Below are 16,079 nucleotides of genomic sequence, written 5' to 3'. Positions count from 1 at the left end.
CGAGCAGCGCGCAGCGCGTGTCGAGACCCGCATCGGCGCAGGATGACGGACGCGCGGCGCGCGCCCCGCCCGGGCCGACCGCGCCGTCGCGCCAGTCGTCCGCCCATCGCCGCCAGCGCCGGGGCTTGCGCCCGCCCCGTCGCTCCGCAACGCCACCGCCCCGCCCGCCGCGCGCGGCGGCGGCTCGTCCCCCACCGCTCCCCCGTGCCGACCGCGACGTCACGCTGATCCCGCGGTCCGCCGCCACCACCAGCACCCGCCCGCAGCACGCCCGTCGCGCCACCGTCCCCGCGCGCCGCCATCGGCGACCACTCGCCGCTGAGCGCACCCTGCACACCACCTGAGAGCACGTCACCGGATTGGACCCGCGCGTGCCCAATCCGGGGGTCAAGGCGCCTCGACCCGAAACGTATCTTGATGCCTGCTCCACCCGGACCGCCCGCCGGAGCAGCCCGAAGGGATCGGATCATGACGGAAGTGCGCGCGCTCGCCCGCCACCGTCACCCCACTCCGCAGACCCCGACCTCGGCAGCACCGCGCCCGCTCGCCCTGACGCTGATCCTCGTCCTGCTCGCCGCCGTCCTCGTCGTCCTGCCCGCCCCGCGCGCGGAGGCCGCCACCGTCCTGCTCCAGGAGGGCTTCGGCGGCACGAGCGTCGTCGACCCCGCCTGGCAGGCCCTCGACAGCGCCTGCATCACCCGCGCCACGACGGCGCCGCCCGCCGGCACCTCGACCCTCGGCGTCTGCGCCAACCGCACGCAGGCTCCCGCCGCCGCGACCACCCCCGGCTTCCTGCAGCTCACCGACACCCGCACCAACGCCAAGGGCGGCGCGGTCTTCAACCGCCCGATCCCCGCGACCGGCGGCCTCGACGTCCAGTTCGACCAGTACCAGTACCAGGCGGCGCTCGGCCTGCAGGGCGCCGACGGCATCGGCTTCTTCCTCACCGACGGCTCGCGCAGCCTCACCGCGGCGGGCGCTCCCGGCGGCTCGCTCGGCTACGGCCAGTCCACGACCGTCGACGGCGTGAACGGCGGCTACCTCGGCATCGGCCTCGACGTCTTCGGCAACTTCTCCAGCACCGGCGGCGGTCTCGGCGCGGGCTGCGCCACCCCGCCCACTCCTCCGGGCACGACCGCCAACCGCATCGTCGCCCGCGGCCCCGGCCAGGGCAAGACCGGCTACTGCTACATCGCGGGCACCGCCCCGCCCGGAACACTCGCCTCCCTCCGCCCGACCGTCAACCTCAGCGACACGGGCGCCCCCGGCACCGGCGCCGGACGCACCATCCGCGTCACCGTCTCGTCGGCCGCGTTCCCGGTGGTCACCGTCTACTACGGCGCCACCGCCGGCATGGCCGCCGCCTCGCTCACCCAGGCGCTGCAGTTCACGATGACCACCGCCGCCCCCTCCACCTACAAGCTCGGCTTCACCGCGTCGACCGGCGGATCGAGCGACACCCACCTGATCCGCAACGTCTCGGTCTCCTCCATCAACGACCTCGACGACATCTCGCTCGTGAAGCAGATCGACCGCACCACGACCCAGCCCGCCGCCTACAACGAGGGCTCGGTCATCCCCTACCAGTTCGTCGTCACGAACGGCTCGGTCACCGGCACGCTCAGCGGTGTCGCCGTCTCGGACCCGAAGGTGCCGACCGTCACCTGCCCGACGACCACCCTCGCCCCACTCGCGTCGGTGATCTGCACCGGCTCGCACACCGTGACGGCGGCCGAGGCGGTCGCCGGGAACCTCGTCAACACCGCGACGGCCTCGGCCACCAAGACGACTCCGGGCCAGACGACCGTCACCGTCACGAGCCGCACCGCGACCGTCACCGCCCCGATCAGCACGCCCGCCCCCGTCATCACCCTGGTCAAGTCCGGCGCCCTCACCGACACCAACGGCAACCAGCAGGCCGACGTCGGCGAGCAGATCGTCTACACCTTCCGCGCCACCAACACCGGCAACGTCACGCTGCAGAACGTCGCCGTCACCGACACGAAGGTCGCCTCGATCACCCCGGCGACCGCGACGATCGCCCCCAGCGCGCAGGCCGTCTTCACCTCCGCCGCGTACACGGTGACCCAGGCCGACATCAACAGCGGCACCGCGATCCCCAACACGGCCACGGTCACCGGCCGCACCCTCGCGGCGAGCCCCACGACCGTCACGGCGAGCTCGAGCACCACCACGCCCATCCGCTACGCGCCGGCCCTGACGCTGACCAAGAACGGCACGCTCAACGGCGCCGCCGCGATCGGCTCGACGATCTCCTACTCCTTCACCCTCGTGAACACCGGCAACGTGCCGCTGACGTCCGTCGCGATCGCCGACCCCAAGGTCACCGTGGTCTACGGAGCCTGGCCCGGCACCGCCGGCCAGCTCGGCATCGGCCAGCAGGTCACCGCGACCGCCAGCTACCCGCTGACCCAGGCCGACGTCGACGCCGGCTCGGTCGTCAACACCGCCACCGCGACGGGCACCCCGCCCACCGGCGCCGCCGTCACCAGCACCGCCACCCGGACGATCACGCTCACCCGCGCCGCCGACCTCGCCTTCACCAAGACCGCCAACCCCGCCTTCATCAGCACCGCGGGCACCGTCGTCACGTACACCTTCCGCGCCACCAACACCGGCAACACGACCCTCACCAGCGTCGGGATCACCGACCCGAAGTCCGGCCTCTCGGCGCTGACCTTCAGCTGGCCCGGCACCGCCGGCCGGCTCACGCCCGGCCAAGTCGTCAGCGCGACCGCCACCTACACGACCACCGCGGCGGACGTGACGGCCGGCACGATCTCGAACACCGCGACCGCCACCGCGACACCGCCGACCGGCTCCGCGATCACCCGCACCGCCTCCGTCACGATCTCGGTGATCCCCGACCCGCTGCCCGACGCGGCGACGGTCGTCCAGGGCGGCTCGGTCGTCGTCGACGTGCTCGCCAACGACGGCGCCGCGGCGACCGGCGCGACTTTCTCCCGGGCTCAGCTCTCGGCGACCCCCAAGGTCGTCGGAGGCGCCGCCACCCCCGCCCCCGCGACCCCGGTCTCCGGCTCGGTCACCTGCGTCGACAGCGGCGCCACCCGCGGGCAGTGCACCTACCGCCCGATCGCCGCCTTCGTCGGCACCGACGTCTTCGACTACGCGCTCTCGGGCACCTACGGCACCTGGAACGTCCGCGTCACGATCACCGTGACCGCGCTCAACCACGCGCCGATCGCCCGCCCGGACCGCGCCGTCGCGACCGCCGGAGGCCCCGCCGTCACCGTCTCGCCGCTCGCCAACGACACCGACGAGGACGCGGGCACGACGCTGACCCTGAGCGCCGTCGGCACCGCGAGCAGCGGCACCTTCTCCTGCACGGGCGCGACCTGCACGTACACGCCGGCGGCGGCCTTCACAGGCACCGTGCCGATCGCCTACACCGCGAGCGACGGCGCACTCACCGCGAGCAGCACGATCACGGTCTTCGTCGATCCGGCACCGCTGGTCCCCCGCGGCTTCACCGACACCGACACGACCAGCGGAGCGATCGGCCTCGGCGCCTGGACCCGCTCCTCCGTCGTCGCCACCCCCGTCGCGAGCTGCACCGCGAACCGCCCGAGCACGCTCGTGAGCTGGTCCGCCGCGCCGGGCGCCACCGGCTGGACCCTCGAGCGCCGCCTGGCCGGAGCGACGCCCGGCGCCTGGACCGTCGTCGCGACGCCCGCGGCGAGCGCCACCTCCTTCACCGACGACCGACTCGGCGAGGGCCGCAGCTACCAGTGGCGGGTCCGACCCGACCTGCAGCGCTGGCTCGGCACCGCGTCGGCCCCCTCGACCGCCGTCGCGCAGCCGGCCGTCACCACCGCGAGGGGCTGCTGATGCCGCGGCCGCCTCGCCCCACGAACCCTCCCACCCGTCCTGCACACGCCCGCGTGAGGGAGACCAGGCCCGCACCGGGCACCCATCTGAAAGGAACCGTCATGACCGCCACAGCCTCCACCGAGAACGACTCCCGCAAGCGCGCCCCCTGGAAGAGGATCGCCCTCACCGGCGGTGTCCTCCTCGCCGCGGGCGCCCTCGCCGGCGCCGGCGCCTTCGCCGTCTTCACCGACTCCGGCACCGCGGTCGGCAACGTCGACGCCGGCCAGACCGACATCAACGTCACCGGCGGCTTCACCGTCACCGACATCGCGCCCGGCGACACGATCCAGCGCCCGCTGACCCTCGTGCTCCCGAACGCGACCAACGACGGCGACCTCGTCTCCACCGTGCGCTTCTACCAGGACGTCACCTCGGAGACCGCCGGCACCGACGACCCGCTGCTCGCCGGCCCCGGCGAGTCGCTCGTCACCGGCACGGACGGCCTGAACTACCGCCTGCTGACCTGCACCGTCGCGTGGACGACCGCCGCGACCGCCCCCGCGGTGAACGGCCCGTACACCTGCGCCGGGACCACGACGACGACCGGCAGCGGCAAGCTGTCGACCATCGGCGGAGTCGCCAACGCCGCGAACTTCACGCCGGCGAACTTCGGCCTCACCCCCACGGCGACCGGCACCTTCCCGTCGGACGCCGGCGACGTCTCGCTGAACACGCTGATCGAGCTCGTGCTGCCCACCGCGGCCGACAACGACTACGAGAACGCCGCCGCGCAGATCACCTTCACCGCCGCCGCCATCCAGCGCGCCGGCATCCAGAAGTAGCCGACCGCTCCCGCCCCGGCGCCGTGCCCGCCCGCACGCGCGGCCGGGGCGGGAGCACCTCCTCCTTCTTCCTCCTCCTCCTCCTCTTCTTCCCCTCGGAGCCCCATGCCAGCCCTGCGCGCGATCGGCGCCGTCCTCGCGGCGGTCCTCCTCGCGCCCGCGGTGTCCGCGGCGTCGGTCGCTCCGCCCGCCGCCCTGCTCGACGTGCGCGAGCTGACGGCTCCCGCCGCCCTCACCGGCCTCGCCCCCGGCGACACCACCGAGTGGGCCGCCGAGGTCACCAACGTCGGCTCGTCGGCGCACCAGGTGTCGGTCGCCTTCGCGGTCGACGGCGGCGACGCGCTCGCCACCGATCCGCGCGCCGGTCTCCAGCTGGACGTCGACCTCTGCCCCTCCGCCTTCACGATCGACGACGTCCTCGTCGCCGACGGCCGCTCCGTCGAGCGCTACCTCTGCCCCGAGGGCGTCGAGCCGATGGGCACCGGACCGGCCGCGTCGCTCGGCCGGCTCGACGGGTCCCGGGCGCTCGACCGCGGCGAGACCGTCGGCGTGCGGGTCCGGGTGAGCTTCCCGGCCGGCTCCGGCAACGCGCTCGAGAGCACGTCGGCCGCCCTGCGCGTGCTCGTGCGCGAGACCGGGGCGATCGACGACTCCGGCGCTCCCGGAGGCGGCCCTTCCGGGAACGGCGCGGTCGACGAGGGCGCCTCCGGGAACGGCGCCCTCGGGAACGGCGGCCCGGGGAACGGCCTCGCCGTCACCGGCCGCGACGTCGGCGCCGCGCTGCTCGGCGGCCTGCTCGCCCTCGGCGCCGGGCTTCTGCTCGCCGCCACCGGCCGCCGGCGGAAGGAGGCTCGGTCGTGAGCAGCACGGACAGGAGCGACGCAGTCGTGAGCGGACCCGTCGCGAGCAGACCGGTCGTCGCGGGCCTCCGCCGCCTCCTCGGCCTGGTCGTCGCGCTCGTCGCGCTCGCCGGCGTCGCCGTCTTCGTCGCGTCCGCCCTCGGCGTCGTGCGCCTCGTGCCCGTGCTCTCGAACTCGATGGCGCCGGACATGCCCGTCGGCTCGCTCGCCGTCACCCTCCCCGTCGACCAGGCCGCGGTGCGCGCCGGCGACGTGATCGTCTTCACCGACCCCGACGTGCCCGAGCGCCGGGTGATCCACCGCGTCACGCTCGTCTACTCCGACGCCGAGGCCGCCGAGCTGCGCGGCTGGTCGCCGGGGCTCCTCGCGCTGACCACCAAGGGCGACAACAACCCGCAGGCGGACCCGTGGATCGTCACCATCGCGGATCAGCGGATCTGGCGCGAGGAGTCGGTCGTGCCGCTGCTGGGCTGGCCGAGCATCGCGCTCGCGCAGCCCCAGGCGCGCTTCGCGTTCTTCGCGGTCGGCGGCGCGCTCGTGGTCGGCGCCGTGCTCGTCGTGATCTGGCGCCGGCCGACGGAGGTGCGGTCGTGAGCGGCACGGTGGCGATCGGCACGCCCGCGACCCGCGCGCACGGCCGTCGGCGCGCGGTCCCGACCCGCCGCCGCTCCCGCGCACCGCTCGCCCTCGCCGCGGCGATCGCGCTGGTGCTCGGCGCCGGCGCCTCCGCGTCCGCCCTGTTCCTCGACCGCGCGACCGCCGGCGCCCAGGTCGGCGCGGGCACCGTCGTCGCCGAGTTCGACGCCACGGGAGTCACCACCGTGCAGGTCCCCGTCGCCGATCTGCTGCCCGGCGGCACGGCCCGGCGCCTCGTCGACCTCACCAACGCCGGCACCGTCTCGATGGGCGCCCTGCAGCTCGAGTCCGCCGCGACGACCGTCGGCGCGAGCGCCTCCGACGGCCTGCAGCTCGCCCTCGAGCGCTGCTCGGTGGCCTGGTCGTCCGACGCCGCGACCTGCCCCGGCACGACGACCACCGTCGCGGCCGACCGCCCCGCCACGGCCCGCATCGACCTGCCCGCCTCCCCCGCCTTCGCCATCGGAGCGACCGATCACCTCCGCCTCACCCTGCGGCTCCCGGAGTCGTCCCCGTCCGCCGCGCAGAGCACCTCCGGCACCCTGACCCTCGCCGTCCTCGGCATCCAGGCCCCGGGCAAGCACCGCTGACGCCGCCGCCGACCATGCTGGTCGAGCAGCCCCGAAGGGGCGTATCGAGACCCACCCTCCCCAGCACGGCGGGCCCGGCGACCCCACTCCAGGCGTCGCCGGATCTCGATACGCCCGCTCCGCGGGCTACTCGATCAGCAGGAAGGGACGTGAGCACCGCACAACATCAGCTGAGAAGGGGTGCCCTCCGCTGACAGAGGAGGCCCACCCGTCTCAGCTGATGTTCTGCGGCACCCACCACCGCCTGCACGCCCCCTGCCGGTCGAGCAGCCCCGACAGGGGCGTATCGAGACGCACCGTGTCCGGGACGGCACGCCTGCAGACCCCACCTCTCGGCGCCGCCGGATCTCGGTGCGCCCTCTCCGCGGGCTGCTCGATCAGCAAGGGGGCTGCAGGGTCGCGAGCGCCTCGTCGAAGCTCTCCGCGGAGGCGAGCACGCCCTCCGGGCCGATCGCGATCCAGCGGCCGCGGTCGCGCAGCAGCAGGCCGAGCTCCTCGGACGGCCGGCGGCGGGTGCGGCGCAGTTCGAGGACGAACGCGCCGGGACCGGTCTCGCGGATCTCCGGCGTCCGGCGATCGGGCAGTCTCAGCGGTACACGCTCCACTCCTTCTTCATCACGCGGGTCTCCTGGCCGTCGACCGCGACGATCCAGGCGCCGTCGGTCTTCGCCAGCACGCGGCCGCGCAGGTACTGCGGCTCCCAGCCGTCGGCACGGTGCACCCACTTCACGAAGCGGGCGAACCGGCCCGGCATCACATCGTCTCTGGACATCTGGTCCTCCCCGTCGTCGGGGCCGCGCCCGCAGCCGTCGCGGGACGACGGAGTCTCCGGATGCGGCCGGATGACAGGACTGTAGGACGCGCTCAGCGGCCAGGAGGAGACCCTTGACGGAATCGCCGACGTGGGCAACAGCTGTCGGGGAGCGCCGCACTCAGCGCCCGAGCAGCCCCAGGACTCGCCGCTTCACCGGGTGCAGCCGGTACGCCGCGTACCGCACCGTCGGGCGGGAAAGCGCGCGCAGCCGCCGCGGCAGCGTGCTCCGCGCGGCCACCGCCTCCGCGTAGATCGCCGCCTGGGTGCGCGCCGCCGCCGCGAGACTGAAGCGCTCGACGACCACCTCGCGCCCGAGCGCGCCGAGCCGCTCCCGCAGCTCCGCGTCGGCCGCGAGCGGCGCGAGGATCCCGGCGAGGCGACCCGGCCCGTCGACGCCGTCGCCGAGCGAGTACCAGCCGCCGTCGAGGAAGAACGGCAGCGACTCCGGCGTCAGCAGCCGCCAGAACGCCTTCTCGCCCTGCACGACCAGCGGCTTCGCGAACGCCATCCCCCGCAGCGCGCTGCTGCCCATCCCGAGCACGATGTCGGCGACCGCGTAGGCGTCGCGCGGGTCGAGCATCTGCCCGGTCAGCGTCACCAGCTCGCGCGAGCGCCCCGCGTTCACCCGGTCCGCCGCGGCCTGCAGCTCGCCGCGGACCGGGCCGTCGCCGACGACGATCAGCCGCAGGCGGTGCTCGTCGCCGATCGCGCCGACCGCCTCGATCGCCGCGAGGATCCCCTCGCGCTTGAGGTCGACGACCAGCCGCGCCACCGTGACGACCGCGATCTCGCCGTCCTGCACGTCGAAGCGCGCCCGCAGCTCCGCCGTCCGCGCCGGGTCCTCGACCGGCGCGTTCAGCTCGGTGTCCACCGGCGGCTCGATCAGGTGCAGCGTCGGCCGGCGCCGCGACTCCTCCTCGAGCAGCTCGACCACGCCGACGATCATCGGGAAGGCAGCCGGCACGAAGTCGGGCACCTCGGGCGAGAGCACCGTGGTCACCACGGGCACGCCGTCGATCAGGTGCGGCCCGAAGGCGGCGTCCATCGTCGGCGCCCACTCGTAGGCGTGGATCAGGTCGATCCGCCGCTCGCGGACGAGGCGCCGCAGCCGCGCCATGCTCCGGAAGGACAGGCGGGGCCCCTTCTCCGGCGCCTCCTCCCAGTCCAGCCCGAGCTCGGCGACCAGCGGGCGCAGATCGCCGTCCGGCCCGTAGACCACCGCCTCGTGGCCGAGCGCGGCCATCCGCCCGGCGAGCTCGATCCCGTTGATCTGGCTGCCGCCGACCTCCATCGTGTGCAGGCAGGTGAGGATGCGCATCAGACGGCCGGAGCGGGAGGCGCGGCCGGGGTGGACGGGGCCGCCTGCGCCTGCGCCGCGACCTGGCGGCGGGCCTCGTCGATCGTCGCCAGCACCGAGACGACCTCGTGGTGCGGGTGCACCGGCGACTCCACGAGCCCCGCGTCGACGTAGGAGGCGAACGCCGTCGCCTGGAAGGACAGCGCGCCGTAGGGCCACGGCCCCTCGTCGGTCCAGACCTCCGAGTCCTGCCCCGAGCTCATGCTGCCGAGCGTCAGCGTCACGCCGCTCGGCCCGAAGAACGGGCTGTGCACCGCGAGCCGCCCCTCCGAGCCGAGCACCATCGCCTCGACCGGCAGCGACGTCTGGAGCGAGGTCGACAGCAGCGCGCGGGCGCCGGAGGCGGTGGTCAGCAGCAGGTCGGCGCTCGCGTCGACGCCCGTGCCCGGGTCGACGGTCCCGGAGGCGACGACCGAGGCGGGCGCGCCGAGCACCGAGGACGCGAACGAGATCGGGTACACCCCGGCATCGAGCAGCGCGCCGCCGCCGAGCTCCTTCGCCCAGAGCCGCCCGGTCGGATCGACGGGGACGGAGAAGCCGAAGTCGGCGGTGACCAGGCGGAGCTCGCCGAGCACCCCGCTCTCGACGACCTGGCGGATGACGTCGGCCTGGGGCAGGTAGCGCGCCCACATCGCCTCCATCACCAGCAGGCCGGCGGCGCGGCCCGCGTCGGTGATCTCGCGCGCCTCGTCCGCGGACATCGCGATCGGCTTCTCGATCAGCACGTGCTTGCCGGCCGCGATCGCGGCGAGCGCCTGCGCGCGGTGCAGCGGGTGCGGGGTCGCGATGTAGACGGCGTCGATCCCGGAGTCGGCGACCAGCTCCTCGACTGTCGCGTGCACCGTCGCGATGCCGTGCTTGTCCGCGAAGGCCCGCGTCTTCTCGGCGTCCCGGGCGGTGACGGCGACGGCGCGCTGCACCGAGCGGGAGTGGATCGCGGCGACGAAGGCGTCGGCGATGCCCGTGCCGATCACTCCCCAGCGCAGGGCGGGGACGGAGGCGGGGTCGATCGTTCGCGGAGCGGGGAGGGTCACGGGCACCGCTGCATCCTACGGGCGCGGCCCCGCGGGATCGAGGGACGGGGCGGCCCCTGAGGGCTCCGGCCACGGGATCCGCTCGAACAAGGCCCGCAGCCTCGCTCCGCGGCCGGGATGCACCGCGCTCACCCAGGCGATCCGGCCGAGGAGGTGCGCCCGGAGGTCGGGCACGCCCGCCCGGTTCTGCCCGGCCGGCCCGTGCACGGCGCAGTTGTGCAGGATCGCGTGCAGCCGGTCGACGTCGGCGCGCCGGACGGCCGGGTGCGCGTTGACCACGATGCCGGTCACGCTCTGCCGGGTGGACGCGGGGCGCAGCCGCGTCTTCCGCGGGTTCACGGCGTAGCCCGCGTCCTCCACGATCCGCGCCGCCCCGCGCGCGAAGGCCTCCGCCCGCCGGGCGAAGCGCGCGCCGCCGCTGAAGGCGAGGTCGTCGGCGTAGCGGGTGTAGCGGGCGCCGGCCGCCTCCGCATAGCCGGTCAGCCGGGCGTCGAGGCGGCGCAGCGCCAGGTTCGCCAGCGCGGGCGAGGTCGGCGCACCCTGCGGCAGGTGCGCGAGGGCGAGGGAGCGGCGCAGCGCGGCCCGCTCCTCCGGGGCGCCGCCGGCGGGCATCCGGTGGATCGCAGCGACCGGGACGGCGTGCGTGCACAGCCCGGTCAGTGCGAAGGCGACCGCCTCGGGCAGCCCCTCGCCGCGCAGCAGCCGGAACACCCGCACCGCGGTGACCTGCGCGAAGAAGCGCTGCAGATCGAGGGTGATCAGCATCGCCGAGCCCGCGTGCACGGCCGCCCCGGTGATCGCGCTGCGCCCCGGGACGAAGCCGTGCACGGCCGGGTGCACCGGCGCCAGGCCGACGATCTCGTCGAGGACGCTCCGCTGCACCGCGCGCAGCCGCGAGCGCGGCACCTCGAGCAGCCGCGGTGCCCGGCCCGGCCGCTGCCGCCAGACGTGGTCGTAGTTCTGGAGAGCGCCGGGGTTCGGAGCACCGTGCGGCGTCCGGCGGTTCCACTGCCCGAGGTCGGCGAACCCGTCCAGCTGCGCCGGCGCGAGCCCGAGCAGCCGCGCGAGGTCGTCCCGGCCGTCGATCGCGGGCACCGGCGAGGAGGAGGGCACGGCCCGAGCGGGAACCGGCGCGAGGTGCGCGACCACCGGCTGCGCGCGCTCCGGGAGCAGCCCCGCGACCACCTGCGCGAGCTCGCGCGGCGCGTCGAGCGGCGGATGCGGGAAGGCGACGAGCACGGCGGTGACCAGCGGGCCGATCCAGCGGCGGCGGGCGCCGAGGGAGTCGGCGGCCGCGGCGCGCAGCCCGGCGGGGGTCCACTCCGCGCCGAGGAACGCGTGCGCGAGCGCCTCGACCACCGCGTCCCGTCCGTGCACGACGACCCCCCGCCTCGTGCGCTCCAGCCTAGGCTGGGCGGCACCGCCCCTCCGGGCGAGGCGGACGGGGCACGCGCTGCTCCGTCCTCTCCGGGGTCACCCCGGGGCACGTGGATCGACCAGGCATCACGCCGCAGGCACCCACCCGCGCTCCGCGCGGCACAGCGCCCGCACAGCTCGACAGGTCGCCCGGAGGGACGGCCTCGCCGCCCGCGGACCGGAGTGGTCCCGAAAACGCACTCCCTCGATCCGGGGGTCGACGCGCGCGGGGGCCCGCTCTAGCCTTCAGGCACGTGCACGTCGTGACGACGCCGTGAACGATCACGGAAGGAGCCCGGATGGACACCTGGAGGCACCGTCTCCCGATCGAGGACTGGACCCCGCTGTTCTCCGGCCCCGTCGACTCCGTGCCCGCCGAGGCGCTCGACGCCGCGGCGCGCATCCTCCGCCTCCTCCCCGACATCGAGCGGCTCACCATCGGCACCCCCGACGGCCCGATCATCGCCGAGCGCGGCTCGTCGGCCTCGGCCTGGCAGGCGGCCGACCGGGTCGCGATGGCCCTGTTCGCCTCCTCCCCCGCGGTGACGGGCATCACCGCCTCCGCGTTCGACGCCCGCGACGGCGTCCGGCACGCCACCCCCGCCGACCCCTTCCTCACCCGCGAGGGCGGCCGGGCCGCGGCCCTGCGCGCCTCGATGGACCTCGGCGAGATCTCCGCCGAGGAGGCCGATCGCCGGCACGCCGAGCTCCTGGCCGGCGAGGACGCGGACGACCCGCTCGAGATCCTCTGGGACGCGGACACCTCTTCGCGCCACTGACGCGCACCGGCGGGGCCGGTCGCCCCGCCGCTCAGGACCCCCGGCGGTCGAGCCGGTCCAGCCGCGCGTTGTACGCCGCGAGCTCGGCCTCGCCGTCCCGGTCGGCGCGGCGGTCGTAGCGCTTGGCCGTCCGCTCCTCCGAGCGCACCCACTGCGCGACGACGACCAGCGCGATCAGCACCATCGGGATCTCGCCCGCCGACCAGGCGATCCCGCCGCCGACGCCCTGGTCCGCGAGCAGTGCCTCCGTGTCGGTGTACCCGAGCGCCGTCCACCAGGGCGCGGCGAGGACGGTGGTCTGCGACATGATCGCCAGGCCGAAGAAGGCGTGGAAGGCCAGCGTCGCCAGCATCACCAGGAGCCGCAGCACGTGCCCCGGGCGGTCCGGCCCCGGGTCGACGCCGATCAGGACCCAGAAGAAGAGGTAGCCGGTCGCGAGGAAGTGCAGGGTCATCAGCACGTGGCCCTGGTGGCTGAACATCGCCCACTCGAACCAGCCGGTGTAGTAGAACGCGACGAGGCTGCCCGCGAAGAGCACCGCGGCGACCGGCGCCTTCGACAGCACGGCGAGGTAGCGCGAGTGCACGACCGCGAGGATCCACTCGCGCAGCCCCCGCCCGCCGTCGCGGCGCACCGGCAGCACCCGCAGCGCGAGCAGCACCGGCCCGCCGAGCACGAGCAGCGGCGGCACGACCATCATCAGCAGCATGTGCTGGATCATGTGCGTGCTGAAGTGCACCTGCCCGTACACGCCCGGCCCGCCGCTGGTCGTGTAGGCGAGGGCGGCGCAACCGGCCACCCAGGCGAGCGTGCGGCCGAGCGGCCAGGCGTCGCCGCGGCGCCGGAGCTTCAGCACCGCGTGCACGTAGAGGGCGGCGCCGACGACGGCGATCCCGAGCCAGACGGCGTCGAGGTGCCACTGGTCGAGCATCCGCGCGGGCGTCACCTCGGGCGGGTAGCGGAAGCCCAGCAGGCTGCGGCGCGCGTCGCCGCTCACCGGGTCCTGCGAGACCGGTGGCGCGCTGTTCGAGAGCGCCACCGAGACGCCGATGGTCAGCGCCATCACCAGCACCTCGCCGACCGCGACCGCGGTGAACGCGCGGCGGTCGGCCGGGTCTGCGCGCAGCCGCGGGATCAGCCGCAGCCGGTGCCAGGCCCCCGCGCCGCCGAGCGCGAGCAGCGCGACGGCCTTCACGATCAGCAGCTGCCCGTAGGGCGTGCCGAGGTCCTCGACCCCCTCGATCCGGAGCGACGCGTTGACGAGCCCGGAGAAGGCGACCGCTCCGAACGCCCAGCCGGCCAGCACCGAGTAGCGCGCGACGACCGTGCCGATCTCGCCGCCGACGGTCCGCCGCAGCAGGATCACCGCGGCGAGCCCGCCCGCCCAGGCCGTCACTCCGATCAGGTGCACCGCGAGGCTGTTCACCGCGTTCGCGTGCTCGTCCGCGCCGGCCGCGTGCCCGGAGAGCGAGAGCGGCAGGAGCGCCAGCACCGCGATCGCGGTCGCCGCCGCCACCCAGCCGAGCCGCCGGGAGAAGAGGGTGAGCAGCAGCACCGCCGTCGCGCACGCCGTCGACGCCACGAGCGTCTGCCCCAGCTCGAGCTGCGTGGCGTAGAAGACCAGCTGGGTCCGGAAGCCCGGCGCGTCCAGCGGCTGCCCGATCGCGTTCGCCGCCGTGAAGACGAGCACGGCGAGCGCCGACGCCACCCAGACGGCCGCCGACCAGGTCGCCCAGCGCAGCGCCCGGTTCTGCGAGTACGAGACGATCCCGGGCGCGATCCGCTGCCCGGGCAGGAGGAAGGTCGCGGCCGTGAGCAGGCCGATCGTCAGCGACGCGGCGGTGTCGTGCACGACCCGCGCGATCGGCAGGCCGCGGGTCACCAGCTCGCCGGGATCGATCAGGCGGGTCTCGGTCGAGAACGCGCCGGTCCAGGTGAGCCCGGCGAGCGCGACCGCGACCGCCGCGGGGACGGCGAGCAGCAGGGTCGCCTCCGCCGCGCGGAGCGGAGCGGCGGCCGGCCGCCCGGGTGGGAGGAGGTCGTCGTCGTCGGGGCCGTCGTGGCCGAGGGGCGTGGAGGACGGTGCGTGCGCCACAGCAGTGGCTCCCTTCGCGCGGCCGGTCCGGAGGGACGGGGCATCGCGCACAGACCCCGCCCGCGGGCAGGGGTCGATGAGGACGCGCAGCGCGCGTCGAGGATCAGGAGGCGGGGGCGGCGGGCGGCCCGCGGCGGGGCACGGCGTCGGAGAGCACGTCCGCCACGACCGGGAGGATCGCGCGCGGCGCGGTCAACGAGCGGCGCCCGGTCGCCGACGCGAGGACGGGGACGGCCGGCACCCGCACGAGTCGCGCGGCCGCGTGGGCCGTCGTCGCGGCGACCGCGATCAGCAGCGCCTCGCCCCGGTGCAGGACGGCGATCGTGACGACCGCCGCGAGCAGGTGCGCGATCCCCATCGAGGAGTCGTGCCCGCCCGCGTGGGCCGTCGCGGCGCTGATGTCGATCGGGCCGCCGTGGGCGTGCGCGGCACCGGCCGGCCCGGCCACGGCGCCGATCTCGAAGAGCGCGTGGAAGAGCAGCTGGCTCACTCCGACCGAGACCGCCAGGCGCGCGAGCGAGAGCCCGCGGCCGGCGAGCGCGACGCAGACCGGCACCGACAGCACGAGCGGCACCGCGAGTCCGAGGAGACCCGGCACCTCGCCGCCGCCCGCGACGTGCAAGAACAGGGCCGTGAGGGTCGCCACCGTCGCCGCCACGACACCGCGGAGGGTGCGGAGCGAGCGGGAGGACGACACCTCTCCAGTGTCGCAGGCGGATCGGCGCGGGCACCCTTCGCATCCGAGTCCATATGTGCAAGAGTGTGCATACGACAATACGTCCGCGGTCGTCGCGGCGAGCGGAGCGCAGGGAGTCGCATGGGTCACGACCACGGGCACGCCGGCTCCGCCGCCGCCCGCCACCGGCGCCCCCTCGTCATCGCCTTCGTGCTCACCGCCGCCTTCGCGGTCGTCGAGTTCGTCGTCGGCCTCACCACCGGCTCGCTCGCGCTGATCTCCGACGCCGCGCACATGGGCACCGACGTGATCGCGCTCGGGATGTCGATCGCCGCGATCTCGCTCGCCGGCCGCCCCGCCGCGAAGGCGCGCACCTACGGCTCCTACCGGCTCGAGGTGCTCGCCGCACTCGCCAACGGCGTGCTGCTCTTCGGCGTCGCCGGCTTCGTGATCGTGGAGGCGGTCCGCCGCTTCGCCGAGCCGCCCGCGGTGCCCGGCGCGCCGCTCCTGATCACCGCGATCATCGGCCTGACGGTCAACCTGGTCAGCCTGCGCCTGCTCTCGGCCGGCGCGAAGGAGAGCATCACCCTGCGCGGGGCCTCGCTCGAGGTCCTCGGCGACGCCCTCGGCTCGATCGGCGTGATCCTCGCCGCGATCGTGCTGCTGACCACCGGCTGGGCCTGGGCCGACCCGATCGTCGGCGTGCTGATCGGCCTGCTGATCCTGCCGCGCACCTGGTCGCTGACCCGCCAGGCCCTCGGGATCCTGATGGAGTCGGCCCCCGCGCACGTCGACCTCGCCGCCGTCGAGCGCGACGTCCGCGCGGTCCCCGGCGTGCTCGCGCTGCACGACCTGCACGTCTGGACCATCACCTCCGGCATGGAGAGCGCCACCGGCCACATCGTCGTCGCCCCCGACGCCGACTACCGCGAGGCGCTCGCCGGCGTGCTCGCCGTCCTGCGCGAGGACCACGGCATCGACCACGCCACCATCCAGTGCGAGCCCGAGGCGTTCCGCGAGCGCCCGCGCTCGGTCTGAGCGCTGAGCCACTGAGGCGCTGAGCCGCCGACCGCCCTTCCGCCTGTTGACGTCAACATGTACAGTCGGAGGCCACGGGCGTGTTCACGT

General features: G+C 75.2%; 14 protein-coding genes. 7 read left to right on the top strand and 7 right to left on the bottom strand.

The window, feature by feature from the left end; genetic code table 11:
* Positions 1 to 468: 468 nt before the first annotated feature.
* From MT355_RS11820 to MT355_RS11800, 5 genes are all read left to right on the top strand, one after another.
* Entirely contained in the window at positions 469 to 3,870 is a 3,402-nt protein-coding gene (locus MT355_RS11820; protein ID WP_243599674.1) for an Ig-like domain-containing protein, read from the top strand.
* A gap of 101 nt (positions 3,871 to 3,971) precedes the next feature.
* A complete protein-coding gene (locus MT355_RS11815; RefSeq protein ID WP_123731715.1) occupies positions 3,972 to 4,694 on the top strand; it encodes a TasA family protein in 723 nt (240 codons plus the stop codon).
* 105 nt (positions 4,695 to 4,799) lie between these two features.
* Positions 4,800 to 5,555 carry a sortase gene (locus MT355_RS11810; RefSeq protein WP_243599673.1) on the top strand — a complete coding sequence of 252 codons (756 nt, stop codon included), beginning with the start codon at positions 4,800 to 4,802 and terminating at the stop codon, positions 5,553 to 5,555.
* Positions 5,552 to 6,148: a signal peptidase I gene (locus MT355_RS11805; protein WP_243599672.1), complete on the top strand. Its 597-nt coding sequence runs from the start codon at positions 5,552 to 5,554 to the stop codon at positions 6,146 to 6,148. The genes MT355_RS11810 and MT355_RS11805 overlap by 4 nt, the downstream gene beginning before the upstream one ends.
* Positions 6,145 to 6,780, top strand: coding sequence for a peptidase (locus tag MT355_RS11800; protein ID WP_243599671.1), 636 nt, complete (start codon positions 6,145 to 6,147; stop codon positions 6,778 to 6,780). The genes MT355_RS11805 and MT355_RS11800 overlap by 4 nt, the downstream gene beginning before the upstream one ends.
* Before the next feature lie 377 nt (positions 6,781 to 7,157).
* Here MT355_RS11800 and MT355_RS11795 read toward each other — a convergent pair whose 3' ends face one another.
* From MT355_RS11795 to MT355_RS11775, 5 genes are all read right to left on the bottom strand, one after another.
* On the bottom strand, positions 7,158 to 7,385 hold the full coding sequence (locus MT355_RS11795; RefSeq protein ID WP_123444448.1) for a hypothetical protein: 228 nt from the start codon (positions 7,383 to 7,385) through the stop codon (positions 7,158 to 7,160).
* The gene (locus tag MT355_RS11790; RefSeq protein ID WP_123734602.1) at positions 7,367 to 7,552 is read right to left on the bottom strand and encodes a hypothetical protein; all 186 of its coding nucleotides are present in this window, start codon (positions 7,550 to 7,552) and stop codon (positions 7,367 to 7,369) included. The genes MT355_RS11795 and MT355_RS11790 overlap by 19 nt, the downstream gene beginning before the upstream one ends.
* A 160-nt stretch (positions 7,553 to 7,712) precedes the next feature.
* On the bottom strand, positions 7,713 to 8,912 hold the full coding sequence (locus MT355_RS11785; RefSeq protein ID WP_243599670.1) for a glycosyltransferase family 4 protein: 1,200 nt from the start codon (positions 8,910 to 8,912) through the stop codon (positions 7,713 to 7,715).
* The gene (locus MT355_RS11780; protein WP_243599669.1) at positions 8,912 to 9,991 is read right to left on the bottom strand and encodes a Gfo/Idh/MocA family protein; all 1,080 of its coding nucleotides are present in this window, start codon (positions 9,989 to 9,991) and stop codon (positions 8,912 to 8,914) included. Before MT355_RS11780 ends, MT355_RS11785 begins: the two co-directional genes overlap by 1 nt.
* A 9-nt stretch (positions 9,992 to 10,000) precedes the next feature.
* A complete protein-coding gene (locus MT355_RS11775) occupies positions 10,001 to 11,362 on the bottom strand; it encodes a reverse transcriptase family protein (RefSeq protein ID WP_243599668.1) in 1,362 nt (453 codons plus the stop codon).
* Positions 11,363 to 11,700: 338 nt separating this feature from the next.
* Here MT355_RS11775 and MT355_RS11770 point away from each other — a divergent pair, with 338 nt between their 5' ends.
* A complete protein-coding gene (locus MT355_RS11770; protein WP_243599667.1) occupies positions 11,701 to 12,180 on the top strand; it encodes a hypothetical protein in 480 nt (159 codons plus the stop codon).
* 31 nt (positions 12,181 to 12,211) lie between these two features.
* Here MT355_RS11770 and MT355_RS21610 read toward each other — a convergent pair whose 3' ends face one another.
* Complete coding sequence (locus tag MT355_RS21610) at positions 12,212 to 14,275, bottom strand: cytochrome c oxidase assembly protein (protein WP_243599666.1); 2,064 nt, start codon at positions 14,273 to 14,275, stop codon at positions 12,212 to 12,214.
* Between the two features lie 103 nt (positions 14,276 to 14,378).
* Positions 14,379 to 14,972, bottom strand: a complete 594-nt coding sequence (locus tag MT355_RS11760) for a hypothetical protein (protein ID WP_243599665.1) — start codon at positions 14,970 to 14,972, stop codon at positions 14,379 to 14,381.
* Positions 14,973 to 15,092: 120 nt separating this feature from the next.
* On the opposite strand from MT355_RS11760, the gene MT355_RS11755 reads away from it, so the two are divergent.
* The gene (locus MT355_RS11755) at positions 15,093 to 15,989 is read left to right on the top strand and encodes a cation diffusion facilitator family transporter (protein ID WP_243599664.1); all 897 of its coding nucleotides are present in this window, start codon (positions 15,093 to 15,095) and stop codon (positions 15,987 to 15,989) included.
* Positions 15,990 to 16,079 lie beyond the last annotated feature (90 nt).

The organism is Rathayibacter sp. VKM Ac-2929 (assembly GCF_022815495.1).
Classification (GTDB): domain Bacteria; phylum Actinomycetota; class Actinomycetes; order Actinomycetales; family Microbacteriaceae; genus Rathayibacter; species Rathayibacter festucae.
This window is presented reverse-complemented; position numbering and strand designations above follow the sequence as displayed.